We start from the raw sequence: 17587 nt of genomic DNA, 5'->3' as shown, positions 1-17587 counted from the left end.
GCCGCCTCGGCGCACAGTCACCGCCCCGCTCTTCCGAGAACCCCAGTGACGAACCCTTCGATCCAGCGTCGGCGCATCACGCCTTCGGTCCTGTACCCGGGCACGCCGGTACTGCTGATGACCACGCTCAATCCCGACGGCAGCAGCAACATCAGCCCGCTCTCTTCGTTCTGGGCGCTGGGCAACCGGGTGGTACTGGGGCTCGGCACGCAGGGCCAGGGCTATCGCAACCTGCAGCTGCGCAACGAGTGCGTGCTGAACTTTCCCTCCTCTGCGCAGGCGGCCCAGGTCGAGGCCATCGCGCGTGCGACCGGCCGCGATCCGGTTCCCGATGCCAAGCAGGCGATGGGCTACGTGCATGTGCGCGACAAGTTCGCGCTGGGCGGCCTTACCGCAGTACCGTCAGCACAGGTGGCACCCGCTACGATTGCCGAATGCCCGCTGCAGGTGGAAGTCACGGTGATGGCGATGCACGCACCCAGTGATGACGATGGCCAGCACTTCGTGATCGTCGAAGGCCGCATCCGCTGCGTGCATGCGCATGAGGCGATCACCCACGCACGCAGCCAGCACATCGATGTCGCGCGCTGGAAACCGTTGATCTATCTGTTCCGCCACTATCTGGGCGTGGGTGAACCGGTCGGGCGCAACTTCCGCGCGCAGACGCCGGCACACGACCCGGCATAGAGGCGGTGACTCAAGGTGCCGGCGATGGTGGGTGGCTGGTCACTGAAATCCAGTACGACACCATGTCCACATAGCGGCCGTCGCGCTTCACCGCGCGCGGCTCGACGCCGGATTCGGTGAATCCCAACGATTCGTACAGTCCACGCGCGGCAGCGTTGTCTGCCAGCACCGTGAGCGTGAGCGACTCGATGCCATCCGCGCGTGCCGCCGCGAATGCCGCAAGGAACAGTTGACGGGCGATGCCGTGTCCACGATGGGCTGCGCCAACATGGACGCTGTGGACCTCCGCCGTATGCCGCCGCGCCAACCGCACCGGGCGCACATAGCGCAGGAAGCCCGCCAGCATGCCGTCAACGAACGTGCCGAAGTAGCGGGTACCAGGATCGGCAAGCTGGGCGCGCATCACGTCCGCCGAGTCATCCTGCGCCTCGGCCAGCGTGGACAGGAACGCCGCGGGCGACTCGCGAAGGGCCTGCAACCGTGCTTGCCAGAGAATATCGGCGTCGTCAGCGCTGAGTTGCCGGAGAAGCATGCGACACACCTGTGAGGTTGCTGATGCACAGGTGCCCAGCCTAGCGCGGGTTCGCCTGATGCGGCGTGCATGCAAGAATGAAAATCGTCCCTTCTTCATTCACCGCCATGACTGAACTGCAGATTCCCCGCGTTGGATGCGGCGCCGTCGTCCGTGATGCCGACGGCCGCATCCTGCTGATCCAGCGCGGACGCGATCCGGAGCGCGGGCATTGGGGCCTGCCCGGCGGCAAAGTCGACTGGATGGAAACGGTAGAGGCTGCCGTGGTCCGCGAAGTCCGCGAGGAGACCGCCTTGGAAGTGCAGCTGCTGCGCCTGCTATGCGTGGCCGATCATTTCGAGCCGGCGCTTGCGCAGCACTGGGTTGCGCCGATCTACGAGGCACGGGCAACTACCTGCACCGAGGCCTCCATCCAGGAGCCGGGTGTGCAGACCGGGCTAGGCTGGTTTGCCGTGGATTCACTGCCCCAGCCGCTGACGCAGGCCACGGTGCAGGCGCTGGCCCGGCTGTAGCGAGTATCGATCCGGGCACGTGCCGGTATCCAGACAAACAAAAAGCCCTGACCGGAGTCAGGGCTTTTCAATTGGAGGCCTCAAGCGGAATCGAACCGCTGTAAACGGATTTGCAATCCGGTGCATAGCCACTCTGCCATGAGGCCAACGTACTGCGCGCCAGGAACAGGGCCCTGACAAGACAAAACCCCATGATGGGGCCTGTCGGAACATGGAGCGGGAAACGAGACTCGAACTCGCGACCTCAACCTTGGCAAGGTTGCGCTCTACCAACTGAGCTATTCCCGCGTAAGCCGCCATGGTACCGGAAATCCGGAACACACACCAGCGATTTCACCTTTCTGACTGCGCGTAAAGCCTTGTGGCCCAACGTGCCCCGCCTTGCCGTGGCGGGAGAAAAACAAGGCCCCTACCGGGGCCCTGTAGAATCTGGAGCGGGAAACGAGACTCGAACTCGCGACCTCAACCTTGGCAAGGTTGCGCTCTACCAACTGAGCTATTCCCGCAGATTCCGTTCGACCTGCGTCGAAGGAGCGCTATTGTGTCCAAATTCCTTCACGCCGTCAACAGTCTTCACATCATGCGGTCACGGGCGTCCGCACTGGGGTACGCTGCCCCGCCCGGCCCCGTGCGCCCATGCTCCTTCGCGGCACGCCCCTGTTGATCGCCCTGCTGCTGCATCTGCTGGTGGCGCTGCTGTACTGGGCACTGATTCCGCGGGGAATGAACGCGTATCGCGACTATTTCGGCTTCACCTCCCATCGCGACATCGGCCTGGGCATCGCCCAGTTCCATCTGTTCTGGATGTTCATTGGCGCCCAGCCGTTGATCGCGGTACTGCGGCCACTGTTCGCCAAGTTGCTGGTGCTGGCGATCCCGTTGGCGTTCGCGACCTGGACGCTGATGCACAACCATCCGCTGCGCCTGGTGTACTTCACCGTGGGGCCCGGCCTGCTGGCGCTGGCTGCAATCGTGGCAAGCCTGCGCTATCGGTCGCTCCACTGCGCGCTCACCACGACGGACTCCACTCATGCCTAAGCGCTACGTTCGCCTGTTCTGGCTGCTGGTCGCACTGACCTGGCTGGCGCTGATCGCCGCACTGGTCAATGCCGGCTTCACCCCGGACTACTGGCTGCTGCACCACCTGGAAGGCGCCGAGCTGCCCTACCCGACCAGCAGCGTCATCGTGTTCGCGCTGCTGGGAGCCGTCGAGCTGGTGGTGGCCGCACTGATCGTGCAGCCCTGGAAACTGAAGCGCCTGTGGCTGCGCCTGCTGATCGCGTTCGCGTTGCTGGTGGTGTGGTCGGTACCGTGGATGCTGTCGGCGATGCACCAGCCGCCGGTGCACGGCATGCATCTGCTGTGGTTGCTGCTGCTGGACGTGGGACTGCTGCTGGCGCTGTGCGTGGTGTCGGCGGTGAGCGCATGGCGGGCGCTCAGGCGAGCTTCTTCCAGCAACTCCGACTGCCGGTAGTCGAAGATGCTGAATCGCGAATGCGAGGCCACGCCCGCGAGCCTCTTTTCAGACTAGTTGCATAGCCTCAAGGTAGATCTATGACAGACAGTATCTGACCCGAGGTCTCCAGCACTGGCAGCGTTCCGATTGACCATGCCCAGCAGTGACCTCCTGTCGAGTCAGGACCGTCCATGCAGCAATCGAGCCTTTTGAATTCTGCCCCCCTCAGCAACGTAGAAGTTGACGCACTCGAAAACGTAATACCAGCTGCGATTCGCGACCTGCTGATCCGTCGCGGGCGATCAGTCTTCAGAGGCGGCCGCATCCAGCTATGCCATCCGCAGGATCTCGCAATGGTGATGGAGCTGGCGTTACGGCACGATCCGGATCTCGCTCCAGAGGACACACTCGCCTACGCTTACTCTGCGTTCGGCACCATCTACTTCGTGCATACGCAGTACGGTCCGGGCCAGATCGATCTCTTGAGCGGCTCAGTCCTCTGCAGGCGATTGACGGAGGACAGATTCTCGCCAGGTGATATCGGCGGAGATGCAACTTCCGTCTTCCGGCTCCCTGAAGAGAGGTTGGACTTGGTCGACAAAGACGGCCATCCAATGTTCGATGCAGCAGTGCTGGCGCAAGGCCCCTTGGGTGTAGGACATTGCTACGGATTCTTCCCTGCACTCGGATTGGGAGGCGTCGCGCAACTGGACTCACTGCAGGTGGTTGAGGCACCCGTGCACTTCTCGATACTGGCCCAGCTTGTCGAGTTCCAGCTCTTCCGTGAAGCGTCGCATGGCGAACTCGTCGCCGTCATGCGACAACCGCCCGTACCGACACCCGAGGAAATCGTTGCTCACCTTTCTCCGGAATGCCCCTTTCAGGTCGTCCGATACGCCGACATAAAGGCTGAGGTACCGCAGGACTCAACATACGCACCAGAGCACTACGTCTGGGGTGATCCCGATGAGTTGGTTCTCCTAGTTGATGGCGATCTCAAGCTGGACACACTGGATCTCGACGACCCGCTGGCCCCGTGGCGGGAAGAGGATCTTGGTGCGTACATCCGTTTCATTCTGGTTCGCGGCAATGCAGAGATCACACGCCATGTTCACAGCCTTGAAACCGACGGCGCATGCGGACTGCTTGTCTCGGGCGACCTGACGACAACCAATGCCATCGTCGGCGGACAGGAAATCCGCGTAGGCGGCAACCTACGGGTCCGCGAGCTGTTCTGGGGCGACTACAACCATGGGAAACTGCACGTCGTTGGGAACACCGAGGCAGCGGTTCTCATTCAAACCGACTACTCCATGCAATTCGATGGCTCGGTTCACTGCGTGCGTCGGATGGACGACGAAGCCATCACTGACGACGGAATTGAGCAGATCATCGAACCCGACTGTCTGTCACGCGAATCCGAGGATCCGGACAGCTTCTGGTCATTGGACGCGGGAGCCATGCTGGAAAGGCTCACTGCCGGAAAGAGCGTCATCCGTGCGGAGGGCCTGTCAGCGCCGGACCCGCTGCTATGCACAGTGAATCTGTTTGGCGACGGCACTATCAGTCCAGACAACTTCCTGCGGATCTGCGCCGAAGACATGCTTCCGATGAATATCTGCGGCTATGATTTCCATCGTGACGGCCTCTCACTTCAAGTACGAGCGGACATCGAGGATGCTGGCGCCCCCTCTTACATCATGCAGATGGAAGACCCATCAAGGAATATCGCCGCACGCTTCGTCATGGAGCGGGTTGAGACATCTGTCGGAATAATTGATCGCCTCAAGGGACGAAGGCCCGAGACTGGCTGGGGTCTCTGGAATTACATCTGCAGTGATGTCAATAGCGACCAGAGCGAATGGGCGCGAGTGGAAGCGCATGAGATCCCGCCCGCCCACGTTTCACTCGTCCTAAAAGCCTGGCAATTTCTGCAGGAAGGGGCGTCCAGCCGCCATTGGACCGCGGAGATCATTCCAGCGAGCGAGATCAAGGATCTTCTTGCGCTGGAGATCTGCCAGCCCTACGACAACTATGACGATGATGACCGGTGCGGATTCTGGATCGGTCACTGTCATGCGGCATTTCGCCAACAGGAGCAGGGACCAGATCCAGTGGAACCTACACTTCGCCTGTCTCGCGAACTGAATCAGCCTGACGGCACGAGCGTGATCGAGAGCTATTACTTCGACGTTGAAACCTGCATGGATGGCAGTGAGCGCGTCCGAATCCGCTACAAGGCCGACCAGGATCTGGAGGACTCTCCGGCTCAACTGGATCCCGTTGGAGGGGCTGAACTGGCAGGCGCACTGCGTATCTACAAGCGTGGCGCGAGGGAAATGCGCAGTGCGAATGCTGACCTGCTGAGCGGAGAAGCCCCGTACTTCGCGCGAGATGATGCGTTCGCGATGAACTTCTGGAGGCGGCAGGGTTACCTGACCCAGTAGATGAAATCCTCTTCCCAGCCCCCTGCAGCATCAAGAGGCTTCTGGCAGTTCGCACTGGTTGTGTGGCTGCTGCTCGTCTGCGCGCTCATCCATGCCGGCTTCAAGCCAGACTACTGGCAACTGCGTCACACCGAGTCCGGGACACTGCCCTATCCCATCGGCTCGGTGATCACGTTCGCGCTGATCGTCCTCGTGGAAATGACAGCGCTGGGCCTGGCTGTGCAGCCATGGCGGTTCCGCCGCCTGTGGCTGCGGATCCTGATCAGCCTCATTCCATGGCTGGGGTGGAACGTCCTATGGGGCTTGGCTGCCATGCATCAATCCCCCGTGCGCGACGTCCATTCGAACTGGCTGCTCGACATGAGCGCCATCCTGCTGCTGGCACTGCTCGTGGTTGTGCCGGCCTCACTCTGGCCTCGCCTACGACGTTGGCTCGGGAACTGAGGCCCGCGCCCTACTTCCGGAACTCCACCCGCACATGCTGGCCGAAGCGCGCCTTGGCCTCGCCGTCGAACTCCAGCACACACTCCACCACCTTGGCCACGCCACGCCCCGCGTCTTCGGGCAAGCGTGCCTGCGCGAACACCGGACTGATGCGCACCACGCGCGCGGGTGGCAGTGAGCCGGTGTTCTCAGCACCATCGCTGTCCGGCACTACGGTGGCCTTCATGCCGACCTGCACGGCATCGGCATAGGCGGCGCTGAGTTCGGCGCGCACCTGCAGCGGACGCGCCGGCAGCAGCGAGATCGCGGGCTTGCCAGCCTGCACGAAGGCGCCGAGCCCCGGCACCTGGCCGACCACGGTGCCGGCTTCCGGCGCGCTCAGCGACATCTGCTGCAGTTTCAGTCTGGCGTGTTCCAGCTTGTGCTGGGCCATGTCGACCTGCGCACCGGCCACATCGACATCGGCGCGCACACCTGCCAGCTGCTGCTTGGCCGCATCGGCCTGCTGGTTGGACGACACGCCTTCGCTGGCGCCGGTGGACAGGCGGGTGGCGTTGCGCTCCAGTTCGCGCAGCTGCGCCTGGCTGCCCTTCAGGCGGTCATTGGCCAGGGCGAGATCGGCGGTGGCCATCGCCACCTCCTGCTGCAGCAGGGCTCCATCCAGCGACAGCAGCAACTGTCCCTTCTTCACCGTGGCGCCCTCCTTCACCGGCGCGGCGGTGATCGAACCATCCACCGGCGGCGCCAGCGCGATCAGGCCACCCTCGACGTCGATGATGCCGCGCGCCACCGCGACCTTGTCGGCGGTAGCAGTGCTGGCTTTACCTGCAGATACTTGGGCAGGCGCGTCCTTGGAACAGGCGCCGAGCAGCAATGCCGCGGACAGGGCCAGGCTGAGGGGGAGCAGGTGCGACGTCTTGGTCATGGGGCGGACTCTACAGTTTCGTTCTGGCGGCGGTCATCACGGACCATGCCGTCTTCCATGGCGATCACCCGATCGGCATGCCGGATCAGGCGCGGATCGTGGCTCACGCACAGCACGGTGGCGCCATGCGCACGTGCGTAGCGGTGCAGGATGTCGATCACGCGCTGGCCGTTCTCGGCGTCCAGCGCGCTGGTGGGTTCGTCGGCGAAGATCAGCGTCGGCGACTTGGCGAAGGCGCGGGCAACGGCCACACGCTGCTTCTCACCGCCGGACAGCTGCGCCGGTCGCATGTGGCTGCGGTGGCTGAGGCCCACCTCTTCCAGTGCCTTGCGGGCCAGCGGTTCGCTTTCGCGATTGCTCATGCCACGATAGCCCAGCGGCAGCTGCACCTGTTCCAGCGCGGTCAGCGCCGGGAACAGATTGAAACCCTGGAACACGAAGCCGACATGGTGCAGGCGGAAGCGCTCCACTTCACTGCGGGTCATGTGGCCCACGTCCTGGCCCAGCGCGTGCACGCGACCGCCATCGGGCGATGACAGGCCGGACAGCAGCGACAGCAGCGTGCTCTTGCCACAGCCGGAGGGGCCCGACACCAGCGTCAGTTCACCGGGATAGATGTCCAGCGACAGGCCGCGCAGCACCGGCACCTGCACATCGCCGGACATGAAGCCCTTTTCCAGTGCATCGGCCTGCAGGGTCGGGGCGACGGCGCGTATGGAAGTCATCGGCCGGTCCTCAACGCAGCAGCAACGATGGATCGGAGCGGACGACACTGCGTACCGCCATGATGCTCGACAGCATGGCCATCACCGCGACCAGTGCCACGCAGCCGATGATGACCATCGGCGTCAGCTGCACCGGCACGCGCTGGGTCTGTGCGATCAACAGCACGACGGTGCTGAACGCCGCCGCCAGCAACATGCCCACGCCACCGATCAGCAATGCCTGCTCGAACACCACCCGCGCCAGCGCATAGCGTCCGGCACCGAGTGCGTTGAGCGTGGCGTACTCGCGTACCGAACCAGCCACCACCGAAGCGAACGACTGGTTGGTGATCACCGCGCCGACGAAGCAGACGATGACGGCCATGAACAGCACCGCGATGCCGGCGCCGGTATCGAACAGCCAGTATTGCTGCGAGCGGCTGGCGAACTCCGGTGCGGTCCAGAACTCGACCGGCGTGGCCTGCCCCATCGACGCGGCCAGGCGGTAGCGCACGCGGTCGGCCAGGTCTGGCGCGCGCAGGCCCGCCACGAAATAGGTACTGCCCTCGTGCGGGTCGGTGCCAGCAATGGCGCGCGCGGTATCCAGCGACGCCAGCACGTTGACGCCACCGAGGCCACGCAGGCCGGGTTGTGCGGCGACCACACGCACCGCCTTGCCGTTGATCCACGCACGGTTGTTCTGCAGGTCCACGCCCAGCGTATCCAGATCGGCGCTGTCGACGATCACCGCACCCGGCTCACGCAGCTGTGCGCGCAGGTCGGCAGGGAGGATGCGCGCGAACATCATCGCGTCATCCTGGGTGGAGATGCCGGACAGGTACACCGATACGTTGCCGGTGCCCTGCACGCCGGACCGCCATTCGCCATCGACCCACTCGTAGGGCTCGACGCGGGTGACATCCGGATCCATGCGCAGGTGGCTTTCGACATCCGCGCTGATTGCATGGCCGTAATTGACACTCTGGGTGCCGGGGAAACCGGCCCAGATATCAGCCGACGATGCCTTCACGTAGATCGCGGCGGTACCGAAGATGCCCAGCACCAGCGCCGCCTGCACGATCAGCAGCACGCCGGCGAAACACATCGCCAGCACCACCGGCAGGAACCGGCGCCACTCATAGGCCAGGGTCTTGCGAGCCAGTGCGATCATTGCGCCTCGCCCTCAGCCTCGACCGGCAGCGGCGCGCCGCCCAGGGCGCGGTACAGCGAGGCGAACGCGAGCACGCGCGCGCCCTGCGCACCGATCAGATCGGCCTGCGAGGCCAGTGCGGCGCGCTGCGTATCGAGACCGTCGAATTCGCTGGACAGGCCCAACTGCACCTGCCGCGCCTGGCGCTTGACCTGCTGGCCGGCGGCATCATCGGCCGCGCGCAGCGACTGGATGCTGCTGTCCTGGCGCGCCAAACTGCCCAGTGCACCTTCCACTTCGCTCACACCTTCCAGCACCGCCTTGCGGTAGCCGAGCAGCGCGGCATCCAGCTGCTTTTCATCGGCATGGAAACGCGCGCGGCGCTGGCCCCAGTCCCACAGCGGAATATCGATGTACGGGCCGATCGACGGACTGGAGTCGGAGTTGGAGCGGGCGTTCTGGGTGAGGTTGTAGGCGTACAGGATCGAGCCGCCGAGACTGACCCGCGGATACATCGCGGCACGTGCGGAGCCCTTGCTCGCCGCGGCCTGCATCACGTCCGATTCGGCCAGCAGGATCTGCGGGCGGTGGCGCAGCAGATCGGCCGGCACCTGCTGCAGCGAGAACGCGCCCAGCTTCGGCGGCGTGCGATAGGTGCGCCAGGCCGGGTCCGGGCCATCACGGCCCAGCAACAGGGCCAGCGCGCGGGCAGCGTTGTCTGCATTCTCGCGGGCCTGCGCCGTCGCCGCGCGGGTCGCTGCCTGGCGTGCACCCAGACGATCAAGTTCGCCGGGCTCATCCAGGCGCAGACGCTGGCGGATCAGCGCCAGTTGTTCGCCGCGATCATCCACCGCCTGCTGACGGGCCAGCAGGTCCTGCTGGGCCTGCGCCACGGTCAGGTCCAGATAGCTGCGCACCACGTCGGCAATCACCGCCACCTGTGCGGCATTGCGCAGCGCCTCGGCATTGCCGGCCGAAGCCTGCGCGCTCAGCTGCGCGCTCTCGGCGGCGCCGAACAGGCCCAGGTCCCAGATCGCTTCGATGCCGGCATGGAAGTAGGTATCGACGGCGGCGGCGTCCTGCACCTGCTTGGCGCTGGCCGAGATTTCCGGCAGGAAACGCGAGTCGGAAGTGCCGGCAACGATCCGAACGGCCTGCAGGCGCAGCGTAGCCTGCTGCAGGTCCAGATTGCCAGCGATGGCCTGGTCGACCAGGCCATCCAGTGCCGGGTCGGACAGCACTTTCCACCACTGTCTGGCATCCACTGCCACGCCCTGGCCCTGCGGCACCTGGGTCCAGGTGCTGGGCGTGCGGTCAGGCAGGTCCGGAACAGGCACCGACATGCAACCGGCCAGGGCCAGGCTTGCCAACAACGCACCAGGGCGCAGCACTGCATGCAGGGAGAGTCCGTGCCCGGCCTTGGGCACTGCCACTGAAGTGATACGCCTGACCACCAGCCCGCCAACGTGTAGAAGGAGCATGAAGGCTACCGTGCGATTGTGGAGCGAACATGGAGAAATCGTCCGAAAAAGGTCACAGCACGCGTGCGGTTCAGGCAACGCTGGCGTTGGCCTTTCGCCAGCCTTTCACCGCATGCGACGCACGGAACGCTGATGCAACATCCAGGCCATTGCGTCTTGTTGCCGTCTTCGCCGAGCCCCGCGCCTGCGGTCGTCCCCACGACCGATACGACCCGCCATTCCGATTGCGACACTGACGTCGGATTCGTCACGCCGGGCCACTGATATCACGCCCGCCATGAAGATGCCGTGGCGCGACTGTAGCGGCCCTGCCGGCCAACTTCATGACAAACGAAAAACGCCCCCTTGCGGGAGCGTTCTTCTTGAATCTGGAGCGGGAAACGAGACTCGAACTCGCGACCTCAACCTTGGCAAGGTTGCGCTCTACCAACTGAGCTATTCCCGCATATTTCGTTCGACCTGCGTCGAAGGAGCGCTATTGTGTCGATATTGCTGCACGGCGTCAACAGGAATTTTCACGTGAAGTGAAGGGCGGCGTTCAGACGCCCCCGCCTGCTCTCTTCACGTGCGCAGACCGCGGCGGTGGAAGTAGATCTGCTCGGCGATGCGCCGCGTGGCGGCCGTGTGCAGCAGTGCATTGAGCGGCCAATCGGCCTGAAGGTGATCCATCGCCCAGCGCAGCAGGCGCTTGCCATGGAAGGCCGGGGCGACCTGCTGCGCTACCCGTTCGGCTTCCGGCCCTTGGCCACGCAGATGTCGGGCAATCGCCTCGCCGACCGCCCAACCATGCCGCCACGAGGAATGGATGCCGCCAGCCGACAGCGGCGAGACGATGCCTGCGGCGTCGCCGGTCAGGATCAGGCGTTGGCCGGTGATCTGTCCTTGCGGCCGGCCGCAAGGTACCAGTCCGGCGCGGGTGGCCGACGGGCGCGCTGATGTCGGAATGCCAACCACATCGCGCACATGCTCAAGGAAGCCATCGATATCTGGCGGCCGCACCCGGTCCGGGTCATGGCGCACTGCCAACCCGACCTGCAGGCCGGTTGGATTCTGCGCGACCCAGCCGATATAGCCCGGCGCATAGCGCTTGCTGACGAAGCAATGCAGCGCATCACCCTGCGTCAATTGCAGGCCGGCGAACTCACGTTCGACACCGTAGAGATTGTCGCGCACCTGGCCAAGGCCAGTACGCCGGGCCACGCGCGAACGTGCACCATCGGCGCCGACCAGGTAGGCACAGCGCCCTGCCCCGTCCACCTGCCAGCCATCGCCACTGCGCTGGGCGTCGGTGAAGGACTGCTTCAGGCGCAGGTCCACGCCATTCGCGCGCAGCTCACTGGCCAGCCAGCGCATCAGGTTCGGCGTATCGGTGGTGAGGAAGTAATAGCCCGGTGCAGCCAGCAACACGCTGCGCAGGTTCGGCGCATACAGACGCACATCCGCGACGCGTTGCACCAGATGTTCGGGCATTCGCCCCAGCCAGGTCTGCTCCATCGCCTCCTTCACCACGATGCCGGTGGTGTGCAGGCGCTCGCCGGGGTCGGCCTTGCGTTCGAGTACGCAGACGCGCAGGCCGTACTGGGCAGCGGCAAGCGCGCAGGCGGCACCGGCGAAACTGGCGCCGACGATGACCACATCGTGGTCGTAGGCGGGGGATTGATGAGGCATCGCGGCGTCACCCTTGGAACGAAGGATGCAGCATCCAACCTTCATGTGGTGGGGCGATGGAGCGACGGTGAAGTGGCAATGAAGCGCGTTGGACGCAAACGAAAAACGCCCCCTTTCGGGAGCGTTTTTCTTGAATCTGGAGCGGGAAACGAGACTCGAACTCGCGACCTCAACCTTGGCAAGGTTGCGCTCTACCAACTGAGCTATTCCCGCTTGGGAGGCGAAATTCTACCCGTTCCAAGGATGGCGTCAAGCGCTTTTTTCAGGGTCTGCGAGGTGCCCGGCGCCACGTATCCACGCCATGCGTGGATAGGCGCACCGATGGGGTCAGCGCTCTTTCCTGCGAAAAAGGATCCGACCCCGGGGCTCAGTTGCCCAGCTTCTTCTGCCGCGCACGCTCGCGCGCCGCGCGCTCGTCATCGCGCAGGCTCGGCCAGGCGGCGTGCAGGTACTGCAGGCCCGACCACAGGGTCAGCACAGCGGCGATCGCCAGGGTCCAATCGCCGATGTGGAACACCGGCCAGCCCATCCAGATGTCTTCCACCGGCACGTTCGGAGCCACCGAATACAGCAGGCACAGCAGCGCAACCATCTGCGCGGTGGTCTTGACCTTGCCGATCATCGCCACGCGCACCTTGGCGCGCTGGCCCAGCTCGGCCATCCACTCGCGCAGCGCCGACACCGCAATCTCGCGACCAACGATGACCGCCGCCCAGAACGCCATCCACGGCGTCGGGTGGCCCTGCACGATCAGGAACAGCGCCACCGCCACCATCAGCTTGTCCGCGACCGGGTCGAGGAAGGCGCCGAAGGCCGACTCCAGCTGGTAGCGGCGTGCGATCCAGCCATCGAGCCAGTCGGTGATCGCAGCCAGGCCGAAGATCGCCGCCGAAGCGAAGTTGGTCCAGGTGTAGGGCAGGTAGAACACCAGCACCAGCACCGGGATCATCACGATCCGCAACAACGTCAGCCAGGTGGGCAGGGTCAACTTCATGCTTGCGTGCTTCTCTCTCTACTCGGCCGCATCAGGCGTGGCCAACCCGTGCAGGTTAGCGTAGATACGTGCCGCGAGGGCGTCATTGATGCCTTCCACCTTGGCGATTTCCGCTTCACCGGCCGCTTTCAGGCCGACCAGGCCGCCGAAATGCTTGAGCAGGCTGGCGCGGCGGCGCGGCCCAATGCCGGGGATGTCCTCCAGCTTGCTGGTCATACGTGCCTTCTGGCGGCGGCCGCGGTGGCCGGTGATGGCGAAGCGGTGCGCCTCGTCGCGCACCTGCTGGATGAACTGCAGCGCGGGATTGGCCGCACCCGGGCGCAGTTCGCGTCCATCCGGCATCACCAGGGCTTCGTGGCCGGCGCGGCGCTCCACGCCCTTGGCCACACCCACCAGCAGCACGCCTTCCACGCCCAGGTCGGCCAGCGCGGCCTGGGCCTGGGCCAACTGGCCGGCGCCACCGTCGATCAGCAGCACGTCCGGCAGCACGCCCTGCTCTTCCACTGCGCGGCGGAAACGGCGGTCGATGGCCTGGCGCATGGCGGCGTAGTCGTCGCCCGGCTCGATACCGCTGATGTTGAAACGGCGGTACTGCGCACGCACCGGGCCGGCGGCGTCGAACACCACGCACGAGGCCACGGTGGCCTCGCCCAGGGTGTGGCTGATATCGAAACACTCGACACGCTTGACCGGCTCGGCCAGGCCCAGCATGTCGCGCAGCGCGTCGCTGCGCGCGTGCTGCGCGTTGCGGCTGTTGAGTTCGGTGGCCAGGGTCAGCTGCGCGTTGCGGCTGGCCAGTTCCACATAACCGGCGCGTTCGCCGCGCACGTTCCACTTCAGCTGCACCTTGCGCTCGGCCGAGGCTGACAGCGCGGCCACCAGCAGGTCGGCATCGGGAATCTCGCGATCCAGCAGGATCTCGCGCGGCGGCTCGAATTCGATGTAGTACTGCGAGACGAACGCGGCCAGCACTTCCTCCGGGCTCTCCTCGCCATTGGTGCGCGGGAAGAACGGGCGGGTACCGAGGTTGCGGCCATCACGGAAGGCCAGCAGCAGCACACAGGCCTGCGAGCCCTGCATGGCCACCGCCAGCACGTCCAGATCCGCGGCGCGGCCATCCACGTACTGGCGGGTCTGCATGCTGCGCAGTGAAGAAATCAGGTCACGCAGGCGCGCGGCCTGCTCGAACTCCAGCGCCTCGCTGGCGGCCTGCATCTGCTCGCCCAGCTCGCGGGTCAGCTCGTCGCTCTTGCCCTCCAGGAACAGTGCGGCGCGACGCACCGATTCGGCGTAGTCCGGCGCCGGCACCAGCTCCACGCAGGGCGCGCTGCAGCGGCCGATCTGGTACTGCAGGCACGGCCGCGAGCGGTTGCGGAACACGCTGTCCTCGCAGCTGCGCAGCTTGAACAGCTTGTGCATCAGGTTCAGCGTTTCACGCACCGCGGTGACCCCGGGATACGGCCCGAAATAGCGACCGGGAATGGCACGCGGACCACGATGCAGCGCGATGCGCGGCCAGTCCTCGCGGGTCAGCAGCACATGCGGATAGGTCTTGTCGTCGCGCAGCGAGACGTTGTAGCGCGGCGACAGCGACTTGATCAGCTGGTTTTCCAGCAGCAACGCCTCGGCTTCCGAGCGCGTCACGGTCACGTCCATGCGCGTGATCTGCGAGATCATCGACATGATCCGCGCGTTCTTCGGGCTGCCGTTGAAATAGCTGCCGACGCGGTTGCGCAGCGCGCGCGCCTTGCCCACGTACAGCAGGGTGTCGTCGGCCGCGTACATGCGGTACACGCCGGGAGCGGTGCTGAGCTGGGCCGCGAAGGCCTTGCCGTCGAAGGCCGGGGCGGGAACGTCGGTCATTCGCTGATCGGCACTTCGCTGAGCACGCCGCTGTCGGGATCGAATCGCAGGACGGCATGGGCGTCGGTCTCGGCGATCCACACCGCACCGGCCCCCACCGCCAGGCCGGCGGGACCATGCAGGCGGCGCGGCAGCGGCTGGGTGGTCAGTTCACCGCCGCCCAGGCGCAGCGTGCGCAGGCGACCGTTGCCGGTATCGGCAATCCACAACAGCGGCGCGTCCGCGCTCAATGCGATCGCCTGTGGGAACTGCAGGCTGGCCTGCGCGCGCGGACCGTCGTCACTGCCGAAGCGCCAGGGCCCCTGCCCGACCAGCGTCTGCACCAGGTCGCCACGCAGCTGCAGTGCACGCACCGAAGATCCCAGGGCATCAGCCACGTACAGCACCTGTTGCACGACGGCCAACGCGGTGGGTTGGGCGAAGGCGGCCAGATGCCCGCTGCCATCACGCTCGTCGATGGCACCACTGCCGGCGCGCCATTGCAGGCTGCGCTGGCCCAGGTGGTAGCTCCAGATGCGGTTGTCGCCGGCCATCGCGATGTGCAGCTGGTTGTCGGCAATGGCCAGGCCGACCGGATGGTCCAGCGAGACCTGCCGCGCCTGCGCCACCGGACCCTCCACCGGCGCACCAGGGCGACCATTGCCGCACAGGGTGTCGACGATCCCGGTCAGCAGGTTGATACGGCGCACCGCGTGGTTGCCGGTGTCGGCGACGTACAGCGAATCGCGCTCCAGCACCAGCGCCTGCGGGCGGTGGAACGCCGCTTCGGCGAGGTTGCCGTCCATGAAATCGGCGGTACCCAGCCCGAACTGGCGCAGGATGCGGCCACCATGGCTGCATTCGAGGATGCGGTGATGGCCGCTGTCGGCGATGTACAGGCGTTCGGTACTGACCGCCAGGCCAAGCGGGAATCGCAGGGCCTGGCGCGGCTCCGGATGCAGCTCGGTACCACCGCGTGGCGGCGCCAGCGGTGCGCCCTCGCACAGGGCGTTCAAGGCACGCTCCAGTTCACCCGGCGCACCCTGCCCGACCAGGCGTTGCTGCTCGCGACCCTGCGCGTCCAGCAGCACCAGGGTCGGCCAGGCGGTGACGCCGAAGCGGCGCCAGCCATCCCAGTCGGCATCGAGCAGCACCGGCATCGACAGGCCCTGGCGGCGCAGCAGCTTCAGCGCGGTACCGGCGTCGCGTTCGAAATCGAAGCGCGGCACCTGCAGCACCAGCGGCTGCAGCTTGCCGGGGTGGCGCGACAGCCATTGGCCGAATTCGGCCAGGCGTTGCGCGCTCCAGGCGGAGGCGGCGTTGACGAACAACAGCGCCACCGGCCGACCGCGCAGTTCGGTCAGGGTGCAGGGGGTGGCATTGAGCCAGGTGGCGAACTCGGGCAGGTCCGGGACGGGCTGGACGTTCATGGCCCGATTATGCCGGAGTCGGCGTCATGCAACAGTCGTGCCACCGCACGTTTTGCAGCATCGTCGACCAGCGACCAGACCTGTTCGAAATGCTCACTGCCGCCGGTGTAGGGATCGGGAATCGCGACCCGCCCCTGCCCACCCGACCACGGCAGGTACAGTGCCAGGCGTTCACGTTGGGCAGGTGTGGCCAAGCGCCCTGCATCGCGCAGGTTGGCTTCGTCGGCGCACAGGATCCAGTCGAAGCGGTCGAAATCCACGGCCTGCAGCTGGCGCGCGCGCAGGCCGCCGATGTCCACGCCATGCCCGGCCGCGCAGACGATCGCGCGCCGGTCCGGCGGTTCACCGACGTGCCAGTCGCCGGTGCCGGCCGAATCGACCTGCACCCGACCAGCCAGCGGCGAGGCGTCCAGGCGCGCGCGCAGCGCTCCTTCGGCCATCGGCGAACGGCAGATGTTGCCGAGGCAGACGACCAGCAGCTTCATCGGGCGGCCATTGCCTGCAGCAGCGTCTCCGCACGCTCCAGGTCTTCCGGGGTATCGATGCCGGGCGGGAACGGCTCCGGCGAGATCGCCACGCTGATCGGGTAGCCGGCTTCCAGTACGCGCAGCTGCTCCAGCGACTCGACCTGCTCCAGCTGGCCCGGCGGCATCGCCGCGAACTGCTGCAGGAAGCCGGCGCGATAGCCGTAGATGCCGATATGGCGCAGCCAGTTGTGACCGGCCGGCAGCGTGTCGCGGCTGCGTGCGAAGCCATCGCGGTGCCAGGCGATCGGCGCGCGGCTGAAGTACATCGCCTCGTTGCGCGCGTTGCGCACCAGCTTCACCACGTTCGGGTCGAACAGGGTGTGCGCGTCTTCGACGGTCGTGGCGAGGGTCGACATCGGCGCATTGCCATCGACCAACGCCTCGGCTACCGCACGGATGCCGGCCGCGGGTGCGAACGGCTCATCGCCCTGCAGGTTGACCACGACGGTGTCGTCGGCCCAGCCGGCAATGCGCGCACATTCGGCCAGGCGGTCGGTGCCGGACGCATGCGAGGCGGCGGTCATCGCTACCTTCACTTCGGCCAGCCCGGACAGTGCGTCGGCAATGCGTTGATCGTCGGTGGCGACCCAGACCTCGCCGGCACCGGCCTGCAGCGCGCGGCGCGCCACGTGCAGGACCAGCGGCTCACCGCCCAGCAGGCGCAGCGGCTTGCCCGGCAACCGCGAGGCGGCATAGCGGGCCGGGATGGCGACGACGAATTCGGTCATGGGGCGGTACTCGGCAGGCTCGTTACAACGGGAATGCGGCCGGCGGCGCATGAATGCAAG

The 17587-nt window shown here is 65.8% G+C and carries 17 protein-coding genes and 5 tRNA genes; 6 read left to right on the top strand and 16 right to left on the bottom strand.

The annotated features are described in order from the left end of the window. Positions 1-45: 45 nt before the first annotated feature. Positions 46-687: a flavin reductase family protein gene (locus tag SriyCCGPB3_RS07350; protein WP_350260029.1), complete on the top strand. Its 642-nt coding sequence runs from the start codon at positions 46-48 to the stop codon at positions 685-687. 10 nt (positions 688-697) lie between these two features. Here SriyCCGPB3_RS07350 and SriyCCGPB3_RS07345 read toward each other — a convergent pair whose 3' ends face one another. Further along, positions 698-1219 carry a GNAT family N-acetyltransferase gene (locus SriyCCGPB3_RS07345; RefSeq protein ID WP_180847499.1) on the bottom strand — a complete coding sequence of 174 codons (522 nt, stop codon included), beginning with the start codon at positions 1217-1219 and terminating at the stop codon, positions 698-700. 107 nt (positions 1220-1326) lie between these two features. Between SriyCCGPB3_RS07345 and SriyCCGPB3_RS07340 the strand changes: the two genes are divergently transcribed. Further along, positions 1327-1731 (top strand): NUDIX hydrolase, encoded by a 405-nt coding sequence (locus tag SriyCCGPB3_RS07340; protein ID WP_014036635.1) that lies wholly within the window; start codon positions 1327-1329, stop codon positions 1729-1731. Between the two features lie 72 nt (positions 1732-1803). Here SriyCCGPB3_RS07340 and SriyCCGPB3_RS07335 read toward each other — a convergent pair. The 3 genes from SriyCCGPB3_RS07335 to SriyCCGPB3_RS07325 all read right to left on the bottom strand — a co-directional run bounded on the left by SriyCCGPB3_RS07335 (position 1804) and on the right by SriyCCGPB3_RS07325 (position 2237). Continuing rightward, a tRNA-Cys gene (locus tag SriyCCGPB3_RS07335) sits at positions 1804-1877 on the bottom strand. Positions 1878-1943: 66 nt separating this feature from the next. Continuing rightward, positions 1944-2019, bottom strand: a tRNA-Gly gene (locus SriyCCGPB3_RS07330). A gap of 142 nt (positions 2020-2161) precedes the next feature. Beyond that, a tRNA-Gly gene (locus SriyCCGPB3_RS07325) sits at positions 2162-2237 on the bottom strand. A 130-nt stretch (positions 2238-2367) separates the two neighbouring features. On the opposite strand from SriyCCGPB3_RS07325, the gene SriyCCGPB3_RS07320 reads away from it, so the two are divergent. The 4 genes from SriyCCGPB3_RS07320 (at position 2368) to SriyCCGPB3_RS07305 (ending at position 6078) form a co-directional block, all read left to right on the top strand. After that, complete coding sequence (locus SriyCCGPB3_RS07320; protein ID WP_153855180.1) at positions 2368-2769, top strand: hypothetical protein; 402 nt, start codon at positions 2368-2370, stop codon at positions 2767-2769. Continuing rightward, positions 2762-3205, top strand: coding sequence for a hypothetical protein (locus tag SriyCCGPB3_RS07315; RefSeq protein ID WP_180859799.1), 444 nt, complete (start codon positions 2762-2764; stop codon positions 3203-3205). The genes SriyCCGPB3_RS07320 and SriyCCGPB3_RS07315 overlap by 8 nt, the downstream gene beginning before the upstream one ends. 173 nt (positions 3206-3378) lie before the next feature. Then, the gene (locus tag SriyCCGPB3_RS07310; protein ID WP_350260028.1) at positions 3379-5634 is read left to right on the top strand and encodes a T6SS immunity protein Tdi1 domain-containing protein; all 2256 of its coding nucleotides are present in this window, start codon (positions 3379-3381) and stop codon (positions 5632-5634) included. Beyond that, the gene (locus SriyCCGPB3_RS07305; protein ID WP_350260027.1) at positions 5635-6078 is read left to right on the top strand and encodes a hypothetical protein; all 444 of its coding nucleotides are present in this window, start codon (positions 5635-5637) and stop codon (positions 6076-6078) included. It abuts the gene before it with no gap. Positions 6079-6088: 10 nt separating this feature from the next. Here SriyCCGPB3_RS07305 and SriyCCGPB3_RS07300 read toward each other — a convergent pair whose 3' ends face one another. The 12 genes from SriyCCGPB3_RS07300 to kdsB form a co-directional block, all read right to left on the bottom strand. Next, positions 6089-7003 carry an HlyD family secretion protein gene (locus SriyCCGPB3_RS07300; protein WP_350260026.1) on the bottom strand — a complete coding sequence of 305 codons (915 nt, stop codon included), beginning with the start codon at positions 7001-7003 and terminating at the stop codon, positions 6089-6091. Beyond that, a complete protein-coding gene (locus SriyCCGPB3_RS07295) occupies positions 7000-7728 on the bottom strand; it encodes an ABC transporter ATP-binding protein (protein ID WP_088025564.1) in 729 nt (242 codons plus the stop codon). The genes SriyCCGPB3_RS07300 and SriyCCGPB3_RS07295 overlap by 4 nt, the downstream gene beginning before the upstream one ends. A 10-nt stretch (positions 7729-7738) precedes the next feature. After that, positions 7739-8878 carry an ABC transporter permease gene (locus SriyCCGPB3_RS07290; RefSeq protein WP_180847495.1) on the bottom strand — a complete coding sequence of 380 codons (1140 nt, stop codon included), beginning with the start codon at positions 8876-8878 and terminating at the stop codon, positions 7739-7741. After that, positions 8875-10338 carry a TolC family protein gene (locus SriyCCGPB3_RS07285; protein WP_153855184.1) on the bottom strand — a complete coding sequence of 488 codons (1464 nt, stop codon included), beginning with the start codon at positions 10336-10338 and terminating at the stop codon, positions 8875-8877. Before SriyCCGPB3_RS07285 ends, SriyCCGPB3_RS07290 begins: the two co-directional genes overlap by 4 nt. A gap of 369 nt (positions 10339-10707) precedes the next feature. Next, positions 10708-10783, bottom strand: a tRNA-Gly gene (locus SriyCCGPB3_RS07280). Between the two features lie 116 nt (positions 10784-10899). Next, a complete protein-coding gene (locus tag SriyCCGPB3_RS07275; protein WP_110711800.1) occupies positions 10900-12006 on the bottom strand; it encodes an NAD(P)/FAD-dependent oxidoreductase in 1107 nt (368 codons plus the stop codon). Positions 12007-12143: 137 nt separating this feature from the next. Then, a tRNA-Gly gene (locus SriyCCGPB3_RS07270) sits at positions 12144-12219 on the bottom strand. A 154-nt stretch (positions 12220-12373) separates the two neighbouring features. Continuing rightward, a complete protein-coding gene (pgsA, locus tag SriyCCGPB3_RS07265) occupies positions 12374-13000 on the bottom strand; it encodes a CDP-diacylglycerol--glycerol-3-phosphate 3-phosphatidyltransferase (RefSeq protein WP_012510614.1) in 627 nt (208 codons plus the stop codon). Positions 13001-13018: 18 nt separating this feature from the next. Next, on the bottom strand, positions 13019-14863 hold the full coding sequence (uvrC, locus tag SriyCCGPB3_RS07260) for an excinuclease ABC subunit UvrC (protein ID WP_106467615.1): 1845 nt from the start codon (positions 14861-14863) through the stop codon (positions 13019-13021). After that, a complete protein-coding gene (locus tag SriyCCGPB3_RS07255; protein WP_110711799.1) occupies positions 14860-16272 on the bottom strand; it encodes a hypothetical protein in 1413 nt (470 codons plus the stop codon). Before SriyCCGPB3_RS07255 ends, uvrC begins: the two co-directional genes overlap by 4 nt. Then, positions 16269-16757: a low molecular weight protein-tyrosine-phosphatase gene (locus SriyCCGPB3_RS07250; protein ID WP_350260025.1), complete on the bottom strand. Its 489-nt coding sequence runs from the start codon at positions 16755-16757 to the stop codon at positions 16269-16271. Before SriyCCGPB3_RS07250 ends, SriyCCGPB3_RS07255 begins: the two co-directional genes overlap by 4 nt. Next, entirely contained in the window at positions 16754-17527 is a 774-nt protein-coding gene (gene kdsB, locus SriyCCGPB3_RS07245; protein ID WP_110711797.1) for a 3-deoxy-manno-octulosonate cytidylyltransferase, read from the bottom strand. Before kdsB ends, SriyCCGPB3_RS07250 begins: the two co-directional genes overlap by 4 nt. Positions 17528-17587: the final 60 nt, after the last annotated feature.

The organism is Stenotrophomonas riyadhensis (genome assembly GCF_040256885.1).
Taxonomy (GTDB): Bacteria; Pseudomonadota; Gammaproteobacteria; order Xanthomonadales; family Xanthomonadaceae; genus Stenotrophomonas; species Stenotrophomonas riyadhensis.
The sequence above is the reverse complement of the archived record's forward strand: the minus strand, read 5'-3'. Positions and strand labels throughout refer to the sequence as shown.